Below are 22731 nucleotides of genomic sequence, written 5' to 3' on the forward strand. Positions count from 1 at the left end.
GCTTCTTTGGAATGAAATATGCGTGATTCGTACGTGTTATGGACTTTTGGAAGGATTTATGCGTTTATGAGTCGAATTTGATTTCGTTAGTATACTTTCCATGTGCCAAATATGTTTCATTCATGACAATCGTATCCTCTTCGGCTTCCACGATGTCCAAATCCTTTTTAAGGGAGTTTGTGCATTTTTCGCAAATTTTTCCAATGGTGATTAATAGGCCACAGCTGTCGCACGGGTAGCCAAGATTCGGGAATTTCGACGGGTGCAGATGGCCTTTGCGTACCCATTTATAAAGAAGTTTTGTCGATACGCCCGTCTCTTTGACGATTTGTTCAGCAGATGCGGTACGATTTTCCCGCCTTCTTAAAAACTCGTAAACTTTATTGTACATTTCTTCCTCTGCCATCACACATAATGGGCATACATCCCGAATTCCCGTGTAGTAGAAAATTCCACCACATGACGGACAATTTCTTACTTCTGCCATTTTATTTGGTTCCTCCTATCTTTCTGCACGGATGAGCGTGACCGCTTCCACTCTTTCGGCTCCCGCTTCAAGTAAAGCGGTGGCTGCGTGATGGAGTGTCGTGCCGGTTGTGTATATATCGTCAACAAGTATGTAGGTTGTTTGTTGGATGACAATGCCTTCTTTGATTGAGAATAAAGGGCGCATTGATAAACGCTCTTCCCTCGTCTTTTCCCCCATCACTTCGGTGTTCGTTTTGGTTAAAACGTCTTCAAAAGGGATATTCGCCGCATGCAATAGCTCGTCGACATGGGAAAAGGTTCTTTCTATCTTTTTATCCGGATGCATTGGAATTGGCACAATGATTGCGTTTTTCCCTTTGAGCTCATCCCTTAATTCATTCGCAAAGACGCCGGATAGTGCGACATCTTGAAGGAATTTGTACTGATGGAGATATTCTCGCATTGCTTCGTTGTATGTGTAGAGGGATTTGACTTGGTGGAGAACGTCCCCTCTCTCACATGTATCGACTCGTTCGAAGCCTTTTGAACAGTCTTCGCAAAGCAATAATGACTTTTCGATGGCGAAGAGAGATTGCCAGCTTGGTGTGCTTGCAAGTTTTTGTTCACAAAGGAGACAGTTCATTAGTCGAGCCCCCCTTTATTCAACCTCATAATTTCGTTTTTCGCGTCATCCATCGCGTAGGTGATTCCGTTATGGAAAAATGTGAAGTCGCCTGTCGGATAATCCGCCGAACGACCGACTCGACCGCCGATCTGGATGAGTGCGCCTTTATCGAAAATTTGCTGTTCCGCCCCAACTACCGCCACTTGAACATTCGGGATTGTAATTCCCCGTTCAAGGATGGTTGTCGTCAAGAGGCCGGGAAGTTCTTTATTCCTGAGTGCCTTGACGTACTCCTTCCGATCCGGATGCGATGCATGGACGGACTGGATATGCGGATTTAGAAGTTGGAATAAAGGCCTTGCTTCCTCCATTAAGCCTATATGGTGGAAGAAGACTAAGAATGGTTCATTTTTCTCAAGTCTTTGCTTAGTCCATTGTACCAGTTTTTTAGGTAGTCTTCCTTTACGAATTTGTTTTTCATAGTTCCAAAGGGAATCATATGTCGGAACAGGTAAAGGATGGCCATGATAGCGGCGATTGATGATAGAGATGGAACCCGAACGTTTCATGGTGGAAATGAGCTTTTCTGAGGGGGTTGCGGTAACGTAATGGGCAGGTGCACCGGGTTTCAATGCTTTTTGGACGGCTCTTTGTAGCGTTTCGTCCGCCTTATATGGGAAGGCATCCGCTTCATCGACGAAGATGGCGTCAAATGCATGTCGGAATCTGTATAGCTGATGGGTTGTGGCAAGAACAAGTTGGGACGCTTCCATCGTTGGTTTTGCGCCGCCGTATAATGCTTCGATTTTCGATTGTGGAAAAGCTGTGCGCAGGCGTGGTTCGAGTTCAAGAATGACGTCTACTCTTGGAGCCGCGATGCAGACACGCTTCCCTTCGGTTAAAAGCTTATGGATCGGCGGGAATAAGATTTCCGTTTTCCCCGCTCCGCAAACTGCGTAAATGAGATGGGGAATTTGATTTTCCTGACTTTCGATAAGATCATCAGACGCCTTTTGCTGATGCGGCGTCAGTTTCCCTTGCCAAGATAGGGTATAGTTCGTTGGGTAAGTAGGCTTCTCTCCACTCCAGATTACCAATTCCGTGCAGGAGGAAACGCGCCCCATTTTGAGGCAATGCCTGCAATATGTACAAGGTCCTTCACATTTTGCGCAGTCGAATGTTGTGAAGAGTGCCTGATTATTATTTTCGCATCTGTTGCAGAAATGTTGTTTTTGATTCATAAATGAAGGTTTTGTTTCGATGCCTTCGATGATTCGAATATGACCATTTTCGATATGTGCGGCTATTTCTTCGGATGGAAAAGGGGTGTGCATGCGCAGCCAAATACGGCCGTGCAGGAAATCCCTGATTGCCGGATTGAAAGGCTTAGTCATGTGTACACCCCCGTTTTTTATTATTTTAATGAATGAATGATTGCGTTTATGCGTGTTTGGCGTGATTTATGCGCGATTCTTGCGATTTATGAGCTTTTTTAACGATTTATGCGTTTTTCCGGCGTTTTATGCGTGCTTTCGGCAATTTATGTGTATTTACATTACGCCTTCTGTTTCACCCAGCCAAGTCCCATTGAGCCTTCGCCTAAATGTGTGCCGATCACCGGGCCGAAATGGCTGATCGTGAATTCGACGTCTGGTAAAAGTGCTGACAGCTCTTCTTTCCAAGCTTCGGCTTCTTCCGGGCGGTTTGCATGGATGATTGCCGCTTCAAGGGGCATTTTCCCTGCGTCTTCCGCGAGCATGTCCGCGATTCGTTTCATCGCTTTTTTACGAGTGCGGATCTTTTCGAACGGCACGATCACTTTGTCGTGGAAATGAAGAATCGGCTTGACTTGAAGGAGTCCCCCAATCAATGCTTGCGCACCGGATAATCTACCGCCACGTTGTAGATGTGCGAGGTCGTCTACCATGAAATAAGCGCGCATCGTCTTTTTCATTTCATTGAGCTCCGCCATAATTTCATCAGGCGTTGCGCCTTCCTTCGCCATTTTTGCGGCTCTTATCACATAGAACCCTTGAATATAGCAGGACAGTTCGGAGTCGAATGCCCGAACGTCCACGCCTTCTGTCATTTCACCTGCCTGTACCGCGCCAGCGAACGTTCCGCTAATTCCGCTTGATAGATGGATTGAAATGATGGAATCATGGTCCTTCTTTAATGAGTCAAAAAGCTCGGCGAATTTCCCGACAGGTGGTTGGGAAGTTTTTGGTAGCGGCCCATCACCACGTACTTTATCATAAAATTCTTCAGACTTGAGGTCGACTTCTTCATCATATACTTGTCCATCGATTGTCACCGTCAAAGGGATGACATGGATATCCAATTCTTTCACTATGTTTGAAGGCAAATATGCCGTACTATCCGTAACGATTGCTGTGTTCACTTGTATCACTCCCGAATAACATTCTACCCGAAATGTGTCGAAAGGACAAAAGCGAAAGGTTTTTGAATCAGCTTGGTTCAAATACTTTAAGTATACTAATTTTTTAATTATTATCATAGCGGCAACTTCCGAAAAATGATATGTTTAGAGTAGTTTTTACAAATGGGGGTTTTATAATGGAAACGCTTTTATATGAACAAGAGGGGCATATTGCGCGGGTGACGCTTCATAGACCGGATGCAATGAATGCGTTCAATTACGATATGTTGACGGAGCTTAGCATGGTTGTCGAGTCAATTCGCATTAATCCTGATATCCGTGTTGTAATTTTTACAGGAGCTGGAGATCGTGCGTTCAGTGTGGGGGCTGATTTGAAGGAAAGAAGGCTGTTGACCGATGAGCAGGTGAAGCGTAATGTTTTTAAAATCAGTGAAGTGTTTACGATGGTTGAAAACTTGCCCCAGCCGACGATTGCGGTGTTGAATGGCTATGCATTTGGAGGAGGCATGGAGCTTGCCCTCGCTTGTGATTTCCGTTTTGCGGTCGATACGGCAGTGATGGGATTGACGGAAACAAGTCTTGCGATCATTCCTGGAGCTGGTGGAACGCAGCGCTTGCCAAGATTGATCGGTCAAGCGAAAGCGCTTGAACTCATTTTGACGGCAAGGAGATTGGATGCGAAATCTGCATTGCAATATGGCATTTTGACGAATGTGGCTGTTGCTGCGGACATGCCGGAGTTGTTGGACCGGTTCACGGGTGAATTGCTTCGCAACGGACCGATCGCGTTGCAACAGGCGAAGTTTGCGATCAAGCATGGGATGAATGCGGATTTACAGACTGGGCTTGCGATTGAGCGAAAGGCGTATGAGATTACGATTCCGTCGGAGGATCGACTTGAGGCTCTATCTGCGTTTGCGGAGAAGAGGAAACCGGAGTTTAAAGGGAAGTAATTTTAGATAGATAGCGGGTAGGTATAGGGATTTTCCTATTCCTACCCGTTTTTTTTAAGGACGCGACGTATCACAATGTAAACGGCTTGTATCACAACGTAAACCGCTCGTATCACAACGTAAACACCCCGTATCACAACGTAAACGCCCCGTATCGCAACGTAAACGCCGTATCACAACGTAAACGCCCCGTATCGCAACGTAAAAGCTTCGTATCACAACGTAAGCGCTCCGTATCACAATGTAAACACCGTATCACAACGTAAACTACTCGTATCACAACGTAAACGCCTCGTATCGAAACGTAAACACCCCGTATCGCAACGTAATCGCTTCGTATCACAACGTACTCAGTTAATCCCATAAAAAAAGAAGGTATGGAACCTTCTTTTACTCAATTCTCAGCTTTTAGGCCTTTCACAAGGAATGTGATCATTGTATTGATCTCTTCTTCATCATTCCAGCTCGCACCGATGACGTATTTTGTGGCGAAATGGCCCATGATTGTTGAAACTGTCAGGCGGATGACGGTTGTAGCGGGCATGTTAGCGATTTGCCCCTTCTTTTGGTAATGCTCAATGATTTGAACGAAGCGATTGAGCACCTTCTTTCCGATGTGTTCAATGAATTGCTCACGTAGTTCTTGGTGGAACGGAATCTCTTGCAGGAAGATTTGGACGACTTTCAGGTTTTTCTCAAGGAATTCCTGCCTGTTTTTTATCATGGCACGAAGGAAGTCCTCGAAGTGCTCGAATTCCTTATCCAAAACTTTGTTTATGTCTTTGATGATGAATGGAGCCATCATTTTGACCATCATCGGGGTGACGATGGATAGTAACAATTCTTTTTTCGTTTTGTAATGGCGGAATATGGTGCCTTCCGCGACACCCGCTTTTTTAGCGATTTCGTTTGTCGATGAAGCGGCGAAGCCCTTTTCTGCGAACAATTCGGTAGCTGCGACGAGGATTTGCTTTTGTTTTTCAGTTAGGCTTTCATCTTCCTGTAGCATTTCTTCAATTAAATCATTTTGTTCGGTCATGATTGTCTCCTTATATTTTGCGATATTTTCGTAGGACCATAATATTTACTGCGACGAACAGTAGGCAAAATCCAAATAACACAAGCAAATTAGGATAGATTTCGCTCCATCCATACCCCCTTACCATGACGTCGCGCAGTGCTTCGGCGGCGTAATAAAGAGGGGTCAGAACACCTATCCAACTTAGCCATTCGGCAATCGTCTCTAAGTTGAAAAGTCCCGAGAAAAAGACTTGCGGGATTACAACGGCTTCATCCATTACATGCGTTGTGACGATAAGTGTTTTGCCTTGTTCCTATAAATCAGTGAATGCTATCCAATTGCTTTTTCGAAGGACAGGGTCGATGCCGACAGTCGGCTCGTCAAGGATCAACAATTCAGGTTCATGAAGTAGCGCGATGGCGAGCGACAGCCTTCTTTTCATCCCGCCGGAATAATTGGACACTAATTTTGTAACGTCTCCGGAAAGCTTAACAAGTTCCATCACTTCCTTGATACGCTGTGATTGTTTCTGCCCTTTTAACCCGTAGAGTTCGGAGAAGAATTGAAGATTTTCCTTTGCAGATAGGTCTTCGTATAGGGCATCCGATTGGGCCATATAACCAATCCGCTTGATCAGTTGCAAGGAAGGCATTTTTTCCTGGAATAAATAATTCTCTCCCTTGGTTGGTTCATCAAGGCCAGATAATTCCTTCACCAATGTTGTCTTTCCAGCTCCGGAAGGACCTAATAAGCCGAAAATTTCTCCCTCGCTGATTTCTAGACTAATGTCTTGTAGGACGACATGCTTTCCGAAACTTTTGGAGACATTTCGGATAGAGACACAAACTTGCTTATCATTCATGGAAAGTCACCTCTTTTTGTGAGTGATTACTCACTTTAGATTAATAGATTGTAAGAGGTTTGTAAAGTGAGTAATCACTCATTTTATTTGTAATTAAATGTGTTCAAATTACCATGTGCAAGTCCTTCAAAAGTGGAGAAAAGGCAAAATCCTCTCGTTTTTTCAGGAGGATTTTGCCTTTTCAAGCTTTTATTTTCTGTTGTTCCCATTCTTCCCGCAACATGCCCATCCGGATGGAGTCATAATAAACGTCGTTCCAGAAACGCACTTTGCGGATACGCGCTTCCATTGTCATGCCTAATTTTTCAGCGACACGGATCATCCGCACGTTACCGGACCAAGTTGTGAGACCGACGCGGACCAGCGGCATTTCATTGAATAAATGATCGATCCACATAGTGAGGGCTTTCGTTCCAAAACCGCCGCTCCAATATTTAGGCTCGTATATGAGGATGCCCATTTCGAGCCAAAGGGACGGCTCGTGCTCCCAATAATAGCTGAGCATGCCGATTAGTTCGCCGTCCACCTCGATACCCCAATAATCATCTTGTCCAACGAGTTTATCTTTTCGCTCCAAATAGGTTTCATAATCGAGCGTGTAATGTGGGTAATACGGGGCATCCCATTTCTTCCATTCTGGATTTTCATCTTTGAAAGTGAGTTCCCACATACGCCGCAAGTCATCTTCTTTAATCGGGCGGATCGTAACGCCCTCAAGTGTATAAGTCAAACTGTGTCCTCCGAAATTATAAGTATTTCGCGAACCAGCCCGTCATCTCATTTAGTCTTTCGATTCGCAGATTCGGTGCACCGGTCCGCGATAGATTATGGTCTGCATCAGGGAATCTGACGAATTCAGTCTCTTTCCCCATGCTCTTTAACGTAATATAAAGCTGTTCTGCCTGTTCAATCGGGCAACGGAAATCCCTCTCAGAGTGGAGGATCAATAATGGAGTCTCCACATTTTCCGCATATTTCAACGGAGAATGCTTCCATAATGTTTCTACATCTTTCATATCCGCTGCAATTTGCCATTCGCTGAAGTAATATCCGATATCGGAAACACCGAAGAAGCTGATCCAGTTACAGATGGAACGCTGTGTAACAGCCGCTTTGAAACGGTTTGTATGACCGACAATCCAGTTCGTCATGAAACCGCCATAGCTTCCACCAGTCACGCCAAGACGGTCTGCGTCAATCCATTCATTGTCGGACAGTGCAGAGTCGACAGCCGCCATAATATCCTCATAGTCGCCGCCACCGTAATCACCGCGAACAGCGTCAACAAATTCCTGGCTGTATCCGTGGCTTCCGCGAGGGTTGATGTACAGGACACCATATCCACTTGCCGCGAACAACTGCATTTCATGGAAGAATGTGTTGCCGTACATTGCGTGTGGACCGCCATGGATATTGACGATTAACGGGTATTTCTCCCCTTCTTCAAACGTGGACGGTTTCATGAGCCAGCCATGCACATCCCAATCTTTAGGCCCTTTAAACGTGATTGCTTCCGGTTGAACAAGCTTCACTTCCTGTAAGTAATCGTCATTGAATGAAGTGAGGGCTTTCCTTTCTCCCGTTGCGATTGCCATTTCATAAATTTCGCCTGGATGTACAGGATCACTAATAGCAACTAAAGCAAAATCACCTTCCGCATTCACATCATATCCATAGACATGCTCGTTTTCCGGCGTTGCTGGATACAACTCCCCTTCAAGTGTTCCGAAATAGAGACGGACGTCACCCATCGTTGAAAGCTGGAAGTAGAGGTCATTGTCTTTCGTCCATACGACACTTGGTGCACTTGCTGATTGCTGGTGGTCCGCAACTGTATAATCCCCGACAGGCGCATCGATGCTTTCCGTAATATTAATCGTATTGCCCCTTCTTGTATCGTAAACAAATAAGTGGCCATGTGAAGCATTTTGGTATGCACGGTTCGAACCGACGAATGCAATATAATTGTCATCCAATGAAAAACGTGCCCCGCCATAATAGCCCTCTTCCTCAATGATTACCGTTTCTTCCTTCGTTTCCACATTCACCAAAAAGAGCGGCTGACGGAATTCATGGTCCAAGTTTTCCTTCCGGTTCACGCCAATGACAAGGTGTTGTCCGTCATATGAAACGGCTTGTAGTGAATACTGGAAATTTCCTTCAGTGAATTGAGTGATTTCCTCGGTTTCAAGGTCAACACAACCGATTTGCTTGTATGAATCCTGTGGCAGTAAACCGACGCCATCCATTTTGTACTTCATTTTTGTAACGCGTACTGGTTCAGGTTTCTTTTTATCGTTCTTTTCTTCTTTGAAACTGAAGTCTCTGCCTTCTTTAAGGGATGCATCAAACCAGATTTTCGTCCCACAAGGAGACCACTCGAAGCTTGAAACGCCTTTATCAAGTGACGTCACTTTTTTGGCTTCTCCACCGCGCGCGGGTAGAATATATAGCTGATTCTTGTCGTCGCGATTCGATAAGAAAGCGATCTGCTTTCCGTCCACTGACCATTTCGGTGAGCTGACACGGTGATTTCCATGCGTCCATTGTGTCACTTCTTTTGTAGATAGGTCGATATGGTACAAATTTGAAATGTATTTATTATCCTCTTCGTCAATATGCGTTTTGATGAACAGAGCTTCTTTCCCGTCAGGTGATAACTGTGGGTTTGTGACGGATTGTAGTTTAAATAGATCGTCTACTTGTAGGTTTCTCATATGGAATTCCCCCTTTTTTTCTATTCTACATATTTCGACACCCGTAACAGTTATTCCTTCTTCTTTTTTAAATTTTTTTAAATTTTATTTCCGACGTATAAAGATTGCGGTCGGAAAATGGTGTTATCACCTTGTTGTTCGATAGCATGCGCGGTCCAGCCGACCATTCTTGCGGCGCTGAATGCGGGTGTGAACAGTTCGGGCGGCATATTGATGGCCCGCATGATGGCAGCCGCGTAGTATTCAACATTTGTGTATAATTCCCTGCCCGGTTTATATGTTTTTAGCAAGTCGATAATTTCCTTTTCCGCCGCCGTCGCAAGATCCAACCACTTATCTTTTCCGGCCAACGTTTGGCATTTCTTCCTAAGTAAAATCGAGCGAGGATCTTCCGTCTTATAGACCCGATGCCCGAATCCCATTATTCGCTCGCCGTTTTTCAGTTTTTGTTCGATGACTGGTCGAATATTATTTTGGGTACCTATTTCCTCTAAAAGATCGATCACTCCTGAGGGCGCTCCTCCATGTAATGGACCTTTCATTGCTCCAAGAGCAGAAGTGACAGCCGCTGTCAAATCGGATTCCGTAGAAATCGTGACTCTTCCAGCGAAAGTAGAGGCATTCATGCCATGCTCCATCGTCAGTTTCAAGTATGTCTCAAGCGCTTCAACGTGAACATCAGCAGGTTTTTCACCATTCAGCATCCAAAGGAAATTGGCAGTATGCGATAGATTTTCATCCGATTCAACAATCGGCAATCGATTCACATTCCTGTAATGCCTAACGATGATAACGGGCAATACAGCGGTGAGGATAATCGCCTGTTCATCTATCGGCTTTTCCTTGAATTCGCTTTGTCCATATGCCGAGATGGCGGTTCGGATTGCATCCATTAACGCGATATCTTTCGGTAAGATGTCGATAAGGGAAGCAATATGTTCTGGAAGTTTTCTGCCTTCCATCATCTTCGACTTCAATAAATTCAGTTCTTCTCCGTCTGGGAATTTACCATGCCATAGAAGATAAGCCAATTCTTCAAATGAATGATCCGGGACCAACTCGCCTACTTGAATCCCCCTATATCTGAGTTCCCCCAACTCACCGTCAACCGACGCGATCTTCGTATGAACTGCCACAACATCTTTCAAACCTCTGTTAAACATGTTCATTCCTCCTTTTCTTTTAGTATAAAGGAGGTATATAATTAATTAAATTGAATGTTTACTATTGAATTAATTAACTTTATTAATTAAAAAGGAGAGGTTGAATGGATACTCAATGGCTACGAACCTTTATCATAGCGGCGGAAGAACTGAACTTCAGGAAAGCTTCGGAAAAACTCATGCTGTCCCAACCAAGTGTGACCGTACAAATCCGGCTGTTGGAAGAGCATTTAGGCATACAGCTATTTGACCGGATCAATCGACGCGTATCGCTGACGGAAGCCGGACGATTGTTTTATGACGAAGCAATAGGCTTAATGCAGAAGTTAGATGAAAGCGTGGACCGATTGCATGCATTTGCGCAAGGCTATCGACGGAATTGGACGATTGCAATTTCACCGTTAATGGCAGAAACGATTTTGCCCTATTTTTTGAGGACCTTCATGGAACGTCACGGGGAAGTCGAATTGACGATCCGGGTGGAGGAATCAGAAATGATCGAACGACTTGTCGACAGCGGCGAAGTGAACTTAGGCATTTCAGCGCTCAACGCAACACTAAAGGATATTGAATCCCATCGCATCTACGAGGATCCAATTGTCTTTGTCATGCCGACTGACAGCTATGACGAAGAAAGCGGGCCACAAATCGATGTAAAAGAGGCGTTAATCAATAATTACTTGCTCACCCATCATCACCCCGTCTACTGGGATGAATTGCTTTTCACATTAAACAAGCACATCCCGGGCATTCGGACAATGAAAGTAACACAAACCCATATTGCCAAACGGTTCATCCAGGAAGGAATCGGCGTCTCATTCCTCCCCCATTCAATCGTGCGCCGTGAATTAATGGAAGGAAGACTCATGAGACCATACTTCGACCTCTTCCCCCTCCCCTCCGTCGCCACCTTTATCCTCTTAAAAAAGAAAGGCGACCTCGAAGAAGAATTCATCCGAGAGATTTCCGGATTCTATTTTGGATAATGTACTAATTTGCGCGGAGAGTAATAGCGTACTGTCGTTTCTAATTCGCGAAAAGTGCCTTTGACAAACAAATTATTTAAAATGGGGGCCGGCTTTATGCCTGATTTCGGGGATTTATGAGGTTTTAAATGGATTTATGCGTAAGTTCCGGAGTTTATGAACTTTTGTAGCGATTTATGCTTCTTTGGAGGAATTTATGCGTATTTTGAAGATTTATTACCTTTTCATGTAAAATACTCTCCGTTGATTGAAGCGGAGAGCGGCGACTCCTGCGGGAATAGCAAAAGCCGTGACGAAGAACGGCTTTTGCGAGTAAAAGCGAAGCGTTACGAGCATGAATGAGGAGGCTGAAGCCATGCCCGCGGAAAGCGTCCGCTCGCAGCGTAAATCAACATTTGTATTTTTATTGTTTAACAATATCCTTCAACGACCGTCTAAGAATCTTTCCTGTCGTATTCTTCGGCAACTCACTCAAAAACTCGATCGTCTTCGGAACTTTATACTTCGCCAAGCGCTTCGCACAAAATGCCTTCAGCTTCTCAACATCTCGCTCAGCACCTTCTTTCAACACAACAAAAGCCTGAACTTCCTCGCCAAAATCAGCATCCGGTACCCCAATCACTGCCGCCTCAACAACATCACGATGCTCAAACAACACTTCCTCAACTTCACGCGGATACACATTATACCCGCCAACAATAATCATATCCTTCTTGCGGTCAACAATATAAAAATACCCATTCTCATCTTGCCGCGCCATATCCCCTGTATACAACCACCCATCGCGGATTGCGGCTGCCGTCTCCTCAGGCATCTTATAATACCCTTTCATCACATTCGGTCCCCGGACGACAAGTTCACCGACCTCACCGACAGGCACTTCATCCCCGAACTCATCCACTACTTTATTTTCCACATTCAAAATACTTCTTCCTATCGAGCCAGGAACGCGTTCCCGGTCAAGCGGATTGAAGCAAGTGACAGGAGACGCTTCTGAAAGACCGTATCCTTCCGAAATTTTCACATCGAACTTGTTTTCAAAGTTCTCCAATAGCGCCACAGGCAATGATGCCCCACCTGAAATGGCAATCCGAATCGTTTCAAAATCCTTCGCCGACCCTTCAGGGAACTGATAAAGGAAATTGAACATCGTCGGAACGCCTGCAAATACGGTAGCATGCTGCGCCTTAATTGACTCGAACACTTCAGCAGGACTGAACTTCGGCATGAGTAAAATCGTCGCACCTTTTAATAATGGTGCATTGACTACGACCGTAAGCGCGAACACATGGAATACCGGCAGTGTTGCAACGACCCGATCCCCCTCTGAAAATTCCAGATAATCGGCAGTATCTCTTGCATTTGAATATAAATTCTTATGGGTCAACATTGCGCCTTTCGGGTGTCCAGTCGTTCCCGATGTGTACAAAATGACAGCGGTTTCATTTTCATCAACTTCAATTGGCGCCTTATTTGGCCTGTCCTTCGAAAAGAAATGCGTGAACTGGCTCACCTTAGTTCTTAGTTCTTCCGGTAATTCCGAGATTGAATTTCCGGTTAACGTGCTTGTCTCACAAATAATATAGTGCTCGATTGTCGGAAACGAAACAGCAGCCTTCTCGACGAGCGGCAATAACTGATCAACCGCAATGACAACCTTCGCATCGCTATTATGTAGGATATACGAGATTTCACTTGGCGAATAAATTGGATTGATCGGAACTGCTGTAGCTCCAATCCGCATTGTCGCGTAAAGCGAAACGATGAAATGTGGCGTATTCCCTAATAAAAATGCAACATGATCTCCCTTTTTAACCCCTAAATCTTCAAGTCCTTGTGCAAACGTGGACACATGCTTGTCGAACTCGCCGTATGTCGTATCTTTGCCCATGAAATGATAAGCCGCCTTTTCCGGCTTCAGCTTCGATGTTTCATAAACCTGTGTGACCAAATTCATACATAACATCCCCTTCGTTAAAAATGAACAACCATTCATAATTCTCTCTATTATTATATAAGAAAAATTAATAGTTAACAATGATTTTTGAAAATCAATTCAAATATTAATAATCGAAATGCCGATAATGCATAATTTATTTTAGAAAAAATGTAAAGAAAAACATCGGACTCATGCCTTTTCAGCATTAGCCCGATGTTCGGATATGCGCAAGATAGCGCCAGCGAATCAGATAGAAATAGATGACTTGTAAAATTGTAAATCCAAGCAAGACAAAGATCAGTTCACGGACTATCGAAATCTCGGCGAGTGCATCCCATATGACTTGCAAAGTCAAAAATGCAAAGGAACTATGCAGCAGCGCCACTCCCCACGGGACAAAAAATTGTGGAATAAGCTGTCGATTGACGATTTTCTTGAACTCCCTGTCTGTAATGCCCATGCGCCGAAGAACATCGAATTGCTTCCGGTCACTGTCTAAAGAAGTATACAAGCGGAAGTAAATGAAACTTCCTGCCGCAAGCAGGAAAACTCCCGCCAACAATAAACCGATGAAAAGCAATAAGGTGAATGTTGTTCGGATGACGGAATAGTTCCGCCCCGGATTATCAAATGTGTAATTAAGTTCATGGGTCGTTCCCGCCAATATCGATTCCGTCATCGAATGCTCGATTGTCATTCCAATATTTTTCGTCTTCTGCCATTCCGGGATGTCGAAAGCATGATAGACAAACGATGGTGCTTGGCCGAAAGCGGCAATCCGGTTAAAATCTGCATCATTCAAAATGATAGCATTCGTTCCGATTGCATGCGCAGGGAACAACTGGTGAGGGTACGCACCATTGATCCGTACAGCAACCCCGCTTTCCTCCAACACCGTTTCTACAATTTGACTGTTCAATTGCTCGAATGTAGAAATCGTCGGTGGCAGGAATAGCGCTTCACCCTCCCCCAACTCGAACGACGTATTGCCGAAAGCCATCGCTAACTGGTTAATATTTGACAGTTTAACAATGGCTACATTGAATTCCGTATAGGAAGAGCGCTGTTTTAAAACTGGAAATTCTACATACGTGTACGTTAGCCCATTTCTCCTCAATTCATCGCGAAGCCGCTTTATATTCTGTTCCTCCATCTTGTCATTCGGATAGCTGACATAGACAAGGCCAAGGGGGTTCACTTCCCTGTACTGCGAGGCGAATGAAGTCAATGAAGCAAGAATACCTACCGACATGAACGCAACCGTGGATACGATTGTAACGATGAAAAACATCCTTGCATTTTCCTTCAAGCGGATGACCCCTTCGGATATGGCCAATAACCGGAAGTGCCGCCAATACAATTCCTTCCTCCCTTTGAATAGATGAAGGAGGAATGGCAAGGAATCCGTAAAAAAGAAATACGTTCCAAGTGTTGCAAGTGGCGGTAGGAGGAAAATAAGTCCGATGACGATATTATTGGAAGTTAGAGATGCCAACGTATAAGAAAGCATTAAAAGGATGATTCCAAGTGAACCGCGGATTTTCGAAAAGCCTTCCGTCTCTTTTCCGCCGCCGTCCCCGCGAATCAGTTCATCCAATCCGTCGGTGCGGATGAATACGGGAGCGACAAGCGATATGATGATGAATAGGCTGAAAAATGCACCGACTGTCAAGACAAATGGTTCCCATGACAAATACAATGGCAATGCCGGCAACAGGACAATCCGTTTGACGACCATGAAGAAAAACTTTGAGAACATATACCCTAAAAATGTCCCCACTCCGATTGAGCCCGCGCCGATCAATAATGTCTCGATGAATATAAGCCGATGCAATTGCCGTTTTTCCATTCCCAAATGCAGAAGGATGCCAAACTCCTTCGTCCTCGCCTGCAAAAATGCCCGCATCGAATAAAACAAGAAAAACATTGTGAATATGTAAAGGATCAGTTCCGCTGCCCCCATGCCCAATAACGCGATATCCCGCAAGGATCCTCCCTCAATGGAAGGGTGGAATAGCAGCATGGAATAAAGGAAAAAAACCATTACTGAAAAAACGCTCGCCATGAAAAAAGCGGCGTAAATTCGCCGATTCCGCACAACATTCCGATAAGCAAACTGACGAAACGTCATGCCACAAACCTCCCCATTCGGAAAGAATCATGTCTAACGCAAATCATGGACATTTCCTCCAAGCAAACTAAGCACATTCAATATCCGTTGGAAAAACGTCTGTCGTCTTTCATCCTTGTAAATTTCATTGAAAAACTCCCCATCTTTTATGAACAACACACGATCGCAATAACTTGCCGCAATCGGATCATGCGTCACCATAATGATTGTCGTCCCCTCGGTTTGATTGATGTAGCTGAGCAATTCCAATACTTCCTTTGCAGATTTGGAATCGAGGTTCCCCGTCGGCTCGTCAGCAAGGATCAGCTTCGGTTTATGGATCAATGCCCTACCGACAGCTGTCCGTTGCGCTTGCCCGCCCGATAATTCATCCGGACGACGATTGAGAATTTCATTTAATGTGAGTTGATCTGCCAATCGTGCGATCCGTCTTTTCATTTCTGAAACAGGCAACCCATCCAATGTGAGTGGCAAGACAATATTCTCTTCAACAGTCAGCATTTGGAGCAAATTGATGTCCTGAAAGACGAAGCCGAAATTACGTCTTCTAAAGAGCGCCAATTCATTGCCATTCAACGATTCGGGTTCAATCCCGTCGATCAGAACCTGTCCGTAAGTGGGCATATCTATCGTCGAAATGACGTTCAACAACGTCGTCTTGCCACTGCCGGACGGTCCCATTATTGCGATGAATTCCCCTTCCTCCGCTTCGAAATCCAGCCGATTTAGCGCACGATGGATCACTTTACCTTCATAGATTTTCGTTATCTGCTTCAGTGCTAAAATTGTGCTCTCTGTCATCCGCCTCACCCATCTCTCCATTTGTAAACAAAAGCTTTACCGTCGTTCCTTTTCCAACTTCCGATTCAATCGCCATTGGGTGTCCAAGTTTTCCGCACACTTCGTCGGCAATATAAAGGCCCATCCCAGTCGATTCACCCGTGAGCCTTCCGTTCTCACCTGTAAAAAACGCCCTCGTCACCCGCTTCAGATCAGCTGCCGGGATGCCTATTCCTTCGTCACGGATCGTCAATTCAAATCCCTTTTTCGTATGCTCTGCTGATAAATACACTCGCTTTCCCTCGCCGAATGTGTACTTCACAGCATTTGTGATGAATTGGCCGATGACGATTTTCATCCATTTCGGGTCGGTCGCAACGACCAATCTCTCATCAATTGATATAACCGGAAACACTCCGTTTGTGATGAACAACCGTTTATGATCCGTCACGATTTGTTGGATAAGACTCTTCAAAACAACCCGTTCGATATGCATATCTTCTTCAAACGTCCCAAGCCTTGCGTTCACAAGTACAGCATCCAATCCCCGCTGGATTTTCTCCACTTCTTCCCGGACACTTCGTTTATCAAGCTCACCGTCTTCCTGAAGAAGCAAATTAATGACAGAAATCGGCGTCTTCATCTGATGCACCCATTGATTTATAAAATTGAGCTGCCGATGCTGTGACGCATAAAGGGTCTGCACTTCATTCTGATGCAGACTATACAAATCACGCATGAAATCCGAAGACCTTTTCTGTTCGGACGTTTTCACATTCCGGATGAGCGCATCTTCCATCTTCGTCGGTTTTCGAATAATCGCATTGTAATACGATCTCCTTGTGATGAATTTCGCTCCAAGAAACGCCCCCAACAACAGCATGCTAATAATGATCGAATAGATCATCGTATTGATGCCGGTGAATCCATCCAACCAATACAAAATGATTATGAACGATATGAGGAACATTTCGAAGATGACCCATGACAAATATTCTTTTAGGAATAAACGGATCTGCCTCATGATTCCTCCGGCGCCACTAAAAGACGATAGCCTGTGCCACGTACCGTCTCAATAGTTGACTTGACACCATAATCAGAGAGTTTCTTCCGCACACGTGTCATATTCACATTCAATGTATTTTCATCGACAAACGATTGATCATCCCATAATTCCTCAAGAAGCGTCTCTCGCGACACCACTTTCGGAGATGCATCCATTAGCAGTTCAAGAATTACACATTCTTTCTTCTGAAGCGGAATCGCCTCGTCGCGTAAATGCAGCTCCATCCGTTCGATGAACAACTCAAGCGCACCTTGTTTCACAGTCCGCTCCCCCTGATTCGGCGCATACTCCCCGTACGCCCTCCTCAAATGGCTCCTGATCTTCGCAAGGACGATCTCGTAATGAAAAGGTTTCGTGATGAAATCATCCCCACCATTCTCAAGCGCAAAAACTTGATCCATATCCCCTGAGCGGGCTGAAATATAAATGATCGGGCATCGCGTATGCTGCCTCAACTGACGGCACCAATAATACCCATCATAAGAAGGCAAATTTATATCAAGCAAAATCAAATGCGGATCAAACGCCAAACACTCCGTGTCCACATTATCAAAATCCTCCACAATTGCCACATCATACTGATACTTCCGAAGCGTCTCCGCCAATAAATGCGAAATCTTCTTATCATCTTCCACAATAAAAATACGGTGATTCGCCATCGCAAATTCCCCCCTAACTAGTTCCCTTATTATATCGTATCATTCGAAAATGCGCTCGGCATCGGTGCACCGACTTGGCATTCCACATATTCGTACCAACAAACACGCCAACACCCTTTCCACAAATCCAACATATACTAAAGCAAAAGAAAAAAACCGGCATGCACCGGTTTTCATCTGAATCAATAAATTAAGTTAACAAATTCTTCTTTCGTAATTCCACCAAGGATCGTCGGAATGTCGACTCCTTCAATCGCATTGCTGATAGATTCACGATCGTATTGCACATTTTTCAAACTATCTTCAACGACCTGAACTTCACCTACTCCGAAGAAGTCGCCGTAAATGTTCACGTCTTGGATATTTCCATTTTCGACTTGAAGGCGAACATCGATGCCGCCAACAGGGAAACGGTGGGAATGTTGCACGTTGAATTTAGGCGATTTTCCATAATTCCAGTTCCAGTTTCCGTAACGCTCAGCTGACAGTGCATGGATATTTTCCCAATCCTGCTCAGTCAACTCCCTGTATTGAATATTCTCTTCACCACCGAAAATCGAGACCAAAATGTTCATGCGGAACTGTTCGATTGTCATCGGCTCTTCGATGAACTCAGAGATGTTCGCAACACGGCTACGAATCGACTTGATCCCTTTTGATTCGATCTTGTCCTTCCTGACACGCAGTGCCGAAACGACCCGCTCGATTTCAGTGTTGAACATAAGTGTTCCATGAGTGAACATCCGTCCATGTGTTGCAAATTGCGCGTTGCCCGAAACTTTACGCCCTTCGACAAGAATGTCATTTCGGCCCAATAGTTCCGCTTTTACACCCATTTCTGCCAACGCCTTGACAACCGGCTCCGTGAACTTCTTGAAGTTGCGGAAAGAATCTCCATCATCTTTCGTAATGAAACTGTAATTAAGGTTTCCTAAATCATGGTAAACAGCGCCGCCTCCGGATAGTCGGCGGACGACATGAATGCCGTTAGCATCGACGTACTCTGTATTGATTTCCTCGACGGTGTTTTGATTTTTCCCGATGATGATTGAAGGTTCGTTAATATAGAACAGTAAAAACGGGTCTTTATCAACATCCATGTTTTTCAGTACATACTCCTCGATCGCGAGGTTGATACGTGGGTCTGTTATGCCTTTATTATCAACGAAGAACACAGTAATTGCCCCCTATGTAATTAAACTCATCTCTATTTTATCCGAAATCGCAAAATAAGTCTTGACATTTGTTCATTTGTTATAATACACTCGAAATATTAATCTTAGTTATAGAACACAATAGATGATGAGTTGCCGGTCGGGAGTATCGTCCATTTTTTTTATCCCATGTGTTATATTACAAACACCTATATTCAATTTAGTGTTACTACAGAAAAGATTGGAGGGATTGTTATGCTGGAGAATGTCATTGAGTTTTTCAAAAACCTACCACCGAAAACCTGTATTACTTGTGGAAAAGAGATAGAGGAACAGCATGAATGCTATAGCAATAAATGCGACGAATGCAATATAATTTAGTGAACATAAAAGCAGCTGAGAACGCAAACTCAGCTGCTTTTATTCATCCAACAAATCCGGCTCATTCGTATGAACGCCATTAACCCCCATCGCCTTTAGACGCAACGCCACTTCCGCATCATTCACTGTATATGCATGCACGACAAGCCCTTCTTTATGCATTTTATTCACAAATGAAGGCGTGATCGCTTCATAACTGACACCGACGCCCGATGCATAGGAGAGCAGATCTTTCAACTCCTTCTTCGAAATTTCAGCTTCCTCATCTTCATCGAAGGAAATCAATTGCAGCAATGGAATTGCCGGCTCTAACTTATGCACTTCCTTCAGCGCCTTTTTATCGAATGAATGGATGACAGCCTTCGGATGCCCTTTACTGTCTTTCTCGATCAATTCATATTCCTTCATCAGATCGACAAGCTTTTTTTCAATCCCAACATATTGTTCCGTGTCCTTCAATTCGATGACATAATGGATATCATTCTCCATTTCATCGAAAACTTCTCGCAACGTCGGAATTTCATAAGCATCCTTGTCACGACCCGTCACTGCTACTATTTCGCCCTTTTCTTGATTGGCGTTCAACTCTTTCAGTTCCGTTAGAGTAAAGTCCTTTATCTTACCGATCGATTCCGTCGTCCGGTCGACTTCGTCATCATGCATGACGATCAGTTCCCCGTCTTTTGTCAAATGAACATCAAGTTCTATGTAATCAGCATCTAATTTTTCCGCAAGCTCGAATGACGGTAGCGTATTTTCCGGTTCATAAGCCGATGCGCCACGATGGCCGACTATGATGAACCCGTCTTCGGGCATGGGATTATCCCAATCTGCCCCAAAGGAGCAAGCCGACAAAAGAATAAGCACAATACATATTCCGATTATTTTCTTCATCAAATCCTCTCCTTTAAATCAAAAAGTCCGCACAGGGCGGACTTTCATTTAATTATGAAACAGCTCTTGGATGACTTCTTTTACAGCTGCTTTTCCTTGGTTTACACAGTCTGGCAAGCCGACCCCATCATAGGATGCGCCCGCCAATTTGACGTTAGGGAATTCTTTTTTCAATTCAGCGCGAGCTTCGTCAACCCGCTGACGATGACCGACCCTGTATTGAGGTCGATCCTCTTTGAATCGTGTAATGACTGAGAAATCGGGTTTGCCTTTGATCGTAAGAACTTTACCAAGGTCTTCAAGTACGATCTTCTCGATTTCACCATCCGGTAAATCTACGATGGCTTCTTCCCCTATCCGCCCGACGAATGCACGCAGCAAGATTTTCCCTTCCGGCGTCGTTGTCGGCCATTTCCGATGAACCCAAGTACAAGCCGTTATGGAATAATCATTGCTTCTTGAAACAAGGAAACCCGTGCCTTCCTTGTCCTGGATGACGGCATCTTTAGGAAATGCGAGAGCGACAGTTGCAACGGATGTCGTCTGGATTTCCTTCAAGCCTTCAAGCAGTCCGTGAGCGGCGAATAGTTGCTGGGCAGCCATATGGCCCGTCGTCACGATGACAGCGTCTGCCAAAACGACTTCCCCGTTATTCAACTCAAGAACGGTTTGGTTCCCCTTCTTCGAAATGCTTTCGATGCGGATACCCTTCTTCACCGTTCCCGGGGGTAGTTGCTGTTCTGTAGCTTCTACGATTGTTTCAAGGCCGTTTCGGAATGAATGGAATGCACCTTCTTTCGAAGCGCCATGCCCACCTTTCTGCGGCACTTGCTTCGGTGTCGTCTTCCTCATCCCAAGAATTAGGCTTCGGTGCTTCTTCTCAACCTGATAAAATTGAGGATATGTCGATTGCAAACTCATATGATCGATATCTCCCGCATAGACACCGGAAAGAAGTGGTTCAATTAGGTTTTCTACAATTTCACTACCAAAACGACGGCGGAAAAACTTGCCGAGTGACTGATCCCCCTCGACTCCGGAGCGTGGTAAGAACAAATCTCCGGCCGCCCTCAGTTTTCCGGTCAATGAAAACAGACCTGACCCTAAGAAAGGACTCATCTTCGTCGGGATCCCCATGACAGAACCCGGAGGAATCGGTTGAAGTCGGCCATTCACAAGGATATGTGCTTGCCCAGTTGCATTGCGCACCAACTCCCCTTCGATGCCAAGGTCTTTGGCGAATTCCTCCATACTTTTCTTTCGAATCAGGAAGCTGTCCGGGCCACGTTCAATTACAAATCCATCGCGACGAACCGTTTGAATTTTACCACCAAGGCGATTTGACGCTTCGATGAGCATTATTTCGATTGGCAAATTCTGTTCCTTTGCCGCCTTTTGCATATAGAAGGCCGCAGAGAGCCCAGTGATCCCCCCACCGATAATGACAACCTTTTTCTTCTGTTCATTCATGTCCATCATCACTTCCTTGCTGTTTCACGCCTTCAGTTGTTCAAGGACAGCATCAGACATGGCGCTAATGAAAAGCGGATCCGTATTCGGCATTGCCGGACGGTAATAAGCAGCACCGATTTCATCACAAACGACTTTACATTCGTAATCATTGTCGTATAGCACTTCCAAATGATCTGAAACGAAGCCGACCGGCGTATAAACGAATGCTTCATATCCTTCTTTTTCATGCAAATCTCGCGTCAAGTCTTGTACGTCTGGCCCTAACCAAGGCTCACCTGTCTGTCCTTCACTTTGCCAACCGACTGCATAGTTTTTCACTTCGGCAGCTTCTGCGATCATTTTCGCCGTTTCTTCCAATTGCTCTGGATATGGATCTCCGAACTGCTTGATTTTCTCAGGCAGGGAGTGCGCTGAAACGATGAGGCATGCTTTTTCGCGTTCCGCTTCGTTCATGCCATCGAATGAACCTCTGATTTTTTCAGTCCAATACTGGATGAATTTCGGTTGTTTGTACCAGCTGTCAACAGATGTAATTGAAATGCCGTATTTTTCGGCTTCTTCTTTTGCCCGTTCATTATATGATTTTACGGAGAATGTTGAGTAATGTGGTGCAAGGACGATGGATACTACTTCTTCGATTCCATCTTCGTTCATTTTTTCGACTGCTTCTTCGATGAATGGCGTAATATGTTTTAGTCCGACGTATACGCTGAATTCGATTTCGTCTTGTGTTTTGTTCAAGTGATCGCAGAGTGCGTTTGCTTGGTTTTCCGTGATTTTTGCAAGTGGAGAGATTCCACCTATTGCTTGGTAGCGGTCACGGAGGTTTTGTAGTTGTTCCGGTGCTGGTGGACGACCGCGCCGAATATGTGTGTAGTACGGTTCTATGTCTTCGTCTTTGTACGGGGTTCCGTACGCCATGACTAAAAGCCCCATTTTCTTCCTTGTCATTTGTTGCACCTCGTTTAAATAAAATTTGTCAGGATAGTTGATTTCCGCTACGGGCGGACGCTTTCCGGGGGGCGGGCGGTGAGCCAATCGAACCACGAAGAGTTCGA

The 22731-nt window shown here is 44.8% G+C and carries 20 protein-coding genes and 2 pseudogenes; 3 read left to right on the forward strand and 19 right to left on the reverse strand.

Features of this window, described 5'->3' with window-relative positions; genetic code table 11:
* Positions 1-64: 64 nt before the first annotated feature.
* From NSQ43_RS14695 to NSQ43_RS14710, 4 genes are all read right to left on the reverse strand, one after another.
* Positions 65-487 (reverse strand): TIGR03826 family flagellar region protein, encoded by a 423-nt coding sequence (locus NSQ43_RS14695; RefSeq protein ID WP_339251381.1) that lies wholly within the window; start codon positions 485-487, stop codon positions 65-67.
* A 15-nt stretch (positions 488-502) separates the two neighbouring features.
* Positions 503-1111: a ComF family protein gene (locus tag NSQ43_RS14700; RefSeq protein WP_339251383.1), complete on the reverse strand. Its 609-nt coding sequence runs from the start codon at positions 1109-1111 to the stop codon at positions 503-505.
* Complete coding sequence (locus NSQ43_RS14705) at positions 1111-2487, reverse strand: DEAD/DEAH box helicase family protein (protein WP_339251385.1); 1377 nt, start codon at positions 2485-2487, stop codon at positions 1111-1113. Before NSQ43_RS14705 ends, NSQ43_RS14700 begins: the two co-directional genes overlap by 1 nt.
* Positions 2488-2648: 161 nt before the next feature.
* On the reverse strand, positions 2649-3494 hold the full coding sequence (locus NSQ43_RS14710; RefSeq protein WP_339251387.1) for a DegV family protein: 846 nt from the start codon (positions 3492-3494) through the stop codon (positions 2649-2651).
* 176 nt (positions 3495-3670) lie between these two features.
* Here NSQ43_RS14710 and NSQ43_RS14715 point away from each other — a divergent pair, with 176 nt between their 5' ends.
* Entirely contained in the window at positions 3671-4447 is a 777-nt protein-coding gene (locus NSQ43_RS14715; protein WP_339251389.1) for an enoyl-CoA hydratase-related protein, read from the forward strand.
* A 394-nt stretch (positions 4448-4841) separates the two neighbouring features.
* On the opposite strand, the gene NSQ43_RS14720 is transcribed toward NSQ43_RS14715, so the two are convergent.
* The 6 genes and pseudogenes from NSQ43_RS14720 to NSQ43_RS14745 form a co-directional block, all read right to left on the reverse strand.
* A complete protein-coding gene (locus NSQ43_RS14720; RefSeq protein ID WP_339251391.1) occupies positions 4842-5486 on the reverse strand; it encodes a TetR/AcrR family transcriptional regulator in 645 nt (214 codons plus the stop codon).
* Positions 5487-5496: 10 nt separating this feature from the next.
* Positions 5497-5733: pseudogene (locus NSQ43_RS14725) on the reverse strand (ABC transporter permease); the annotation flags it as partial.
* Positions 5734-5784: 51 nt separating this feature from the next.
* A pseudogene (locus NSQ43_RS14730) lies at positions 5785-6330 on the reverse strand (ABC transporter ATP-binding protein); the annotation flags it as partial.
* A gap of 181 nt (positions 6331-6511) precedes the next feature.
* Positions 6512-7060 carry a GNAT family protein gene (locus NSQ43_RS14735; RefSeq protein WP_339251393.1) on the reverse strand — a complete coding sequence of 183 codons (549 nt, stop codon included), beginning with the start codon at positions 7058-7060 and terminating at the stop codon, positions 6512-6514.
* Between the two features lie 16 nt (positions 7061-7076).
* Positions 7077-9047: a S9 family peptidase gene (locus NSQ43_RS14740; RefSeq protein WP_339251394.1), complete on the reverse strand. Its 1971-nt coding sequence runs from the start codon at positions 9045-9047 to the stop codon at positions 7077-7079.
* Positions 9048-9124: 77 nt separating this feature from the next.
* Positions 9125-10210: a citrate synthase/methylcitrate synthase gene (locus tag NSQ43_RS14745; RefSeq protein WP_339251395.1), complete on the reverse strand. Its 1086-nt coding sequence runs from the start codon at positions 10208-10210 to the stop codon at positions 9125-9127.
* Between the two features lie 104 nt (positions 10211-10314).
* On the opposite strand from NSQ43_RS14745, the gene NSQ43_RS14750 reads away from it, so the two are divergent.
* Positions 10315-11196, forward strand: a complete 882-nt coding sequence (locus NSQ43_RS14750; protein WP_339251397.1) for a LysR family transcriptional regulator — start codon at positions 10315-10317, stop codon at positions 11194-11196.
* Between the two features lie 403 nt (positions 11197-11599).
* On the opposite strand, the gene NSQ43_RS14755 is transcribed toward NSQ43_RS14750, so the two are convergent.
* The 6 genes from NSQ43_RS14755 to NSQ43_RS14780 form a co-directional block, all read right to left on the reverse strand.
* Positions 11600-13153, reverse strand: a complete 1554-nt coding sequence (locus NSQ43_RS14755) for a fatty acid--CoA ligase family protein (protein WP_339251398.1) — start codon at positions 13151-13153, stop codon at positions 11600-11602.
* Positions 13154-13340: 187 nt separating this feature from the next.
* Entirely contained in the window at positions 13341-15266 is a 1926-nt protein-coding gene (locus tag NSQ43_RS14760; RefSeq protein WP_339251399.1) for an ABC transporter permease, read from the reverse strand.
* Between the two features lie 33 nt (positions 15267-15299).
* Entirely contained in the window at positions 15300-16067 is a 768-nt protein-coding gene (locus tag NSQ43_RS14765; protein ID WP_339251401.1) for an ABC transporter ATP-binding protein, read from the reverse strand.
* Positions 16018-17070, reverse strand: coding sequence for a sensor histidine kinase (locus NSQ43_RS14770; protein WP_339251403.1), 1053 nt, complete (start codon positions 17068-17070; stop codon positions 16018-16020). Before NSQ43_RS14770 ends, NSQ43_RS14765 begins: the two co-directional genes overlap by 50 nt.
* Positions 17067-17771, reverse strand: a complete 705-nt coding sequence (locus NSQ43_RS14775; RefSeq protein ID WP_339251405.1) for a response regulator transcription factor — start codon at positions 17769-17771, stop codon at positions 17067-17069. The genes NSQ43_RS14770 and NSQ43_RS14775 overlap by 4 nt, the downstream gene beginning before the upstream one ends.
* Before the next feature lie 182 nt (positions 17772-17953).
* Positions 17954-18946, reverse strand: coding sequence for a lipoate--protein ligase (locus NSQ43_RS14780; protein WP_339251407.1), 993 nt, complete (start codon positions 18944-18946; stop codon positions 17954-17956).
* A gap of 234 nt (positions 18947-19180) precedes the next feature.
* On the opposite strand from NSQ43_RS14780, the gene yhfH reads away from it, so the two are divergent.
* Positions 19181-19306: a protein YhfH gene (yhfH, locus tag NSQ43_RS14785; protein ID WP_339251409.1), complete on the forward strand. Its 126-nt coding sequence runs from the start codon at positions 19181-19183 to the stop codon at positions 19304-19306.
* 39 nt (positions 19307-19345) lie between these two features.
* Here the strand turns inward: yhfH and NSQ43_RS14790 are convergent, their stop codons facing one another.
* From NSQ43_RS14790 to hemH, 3 genes are read right to left on the reverse strand one after another with little or no spacing between them, the layout of a single operon-like run.
* Positions 19346-20200, reverse strand: coding sequence for a glycerophosphodiester phosphodiesterase family protein (locus NSQ43_RS14790; protein ID WP_339251411.1), 855 nt, complete (start codon positions 20198-20200; stop codon positions 19346-19348).
* 48 nt (positions 20201-20248) lie between these two features.
* The gene (gene hemY / locus NSQ43_RS14795; RefSeq protein WP_339254946.1) at positions 20249-21670 is read right to left on the reverse strand and encodes a protoporphyrinogen oxidase; all 1422 of its coding nucleotides are present in this window, start codon (positions 21668-21670) and stop codon (positions 20249-20251) included.
* A gap of 24 nt (positions 21671-21694) precedes the next feature.
* Positions 21695-22624, reverse strand: a complete 930-nt coding sequence (gene hemH, locus NSQ43_RS14800; protein WP_339251413.1) for a ferrochelatase — start codon at positions 22622-22624, stop codon at positions 21695-21697.
* Positions 22625-22731 lie beyond the last annotated feature (107 nt).

The organism is Sporosarcina sp. FSL W8-0480, from assembly GCF_037963765.1.
Classification (GTDB): Bacteria; Bacillota; Bacilli; order Bacillales_A; family Planococcaceae; genus Sporosarcina.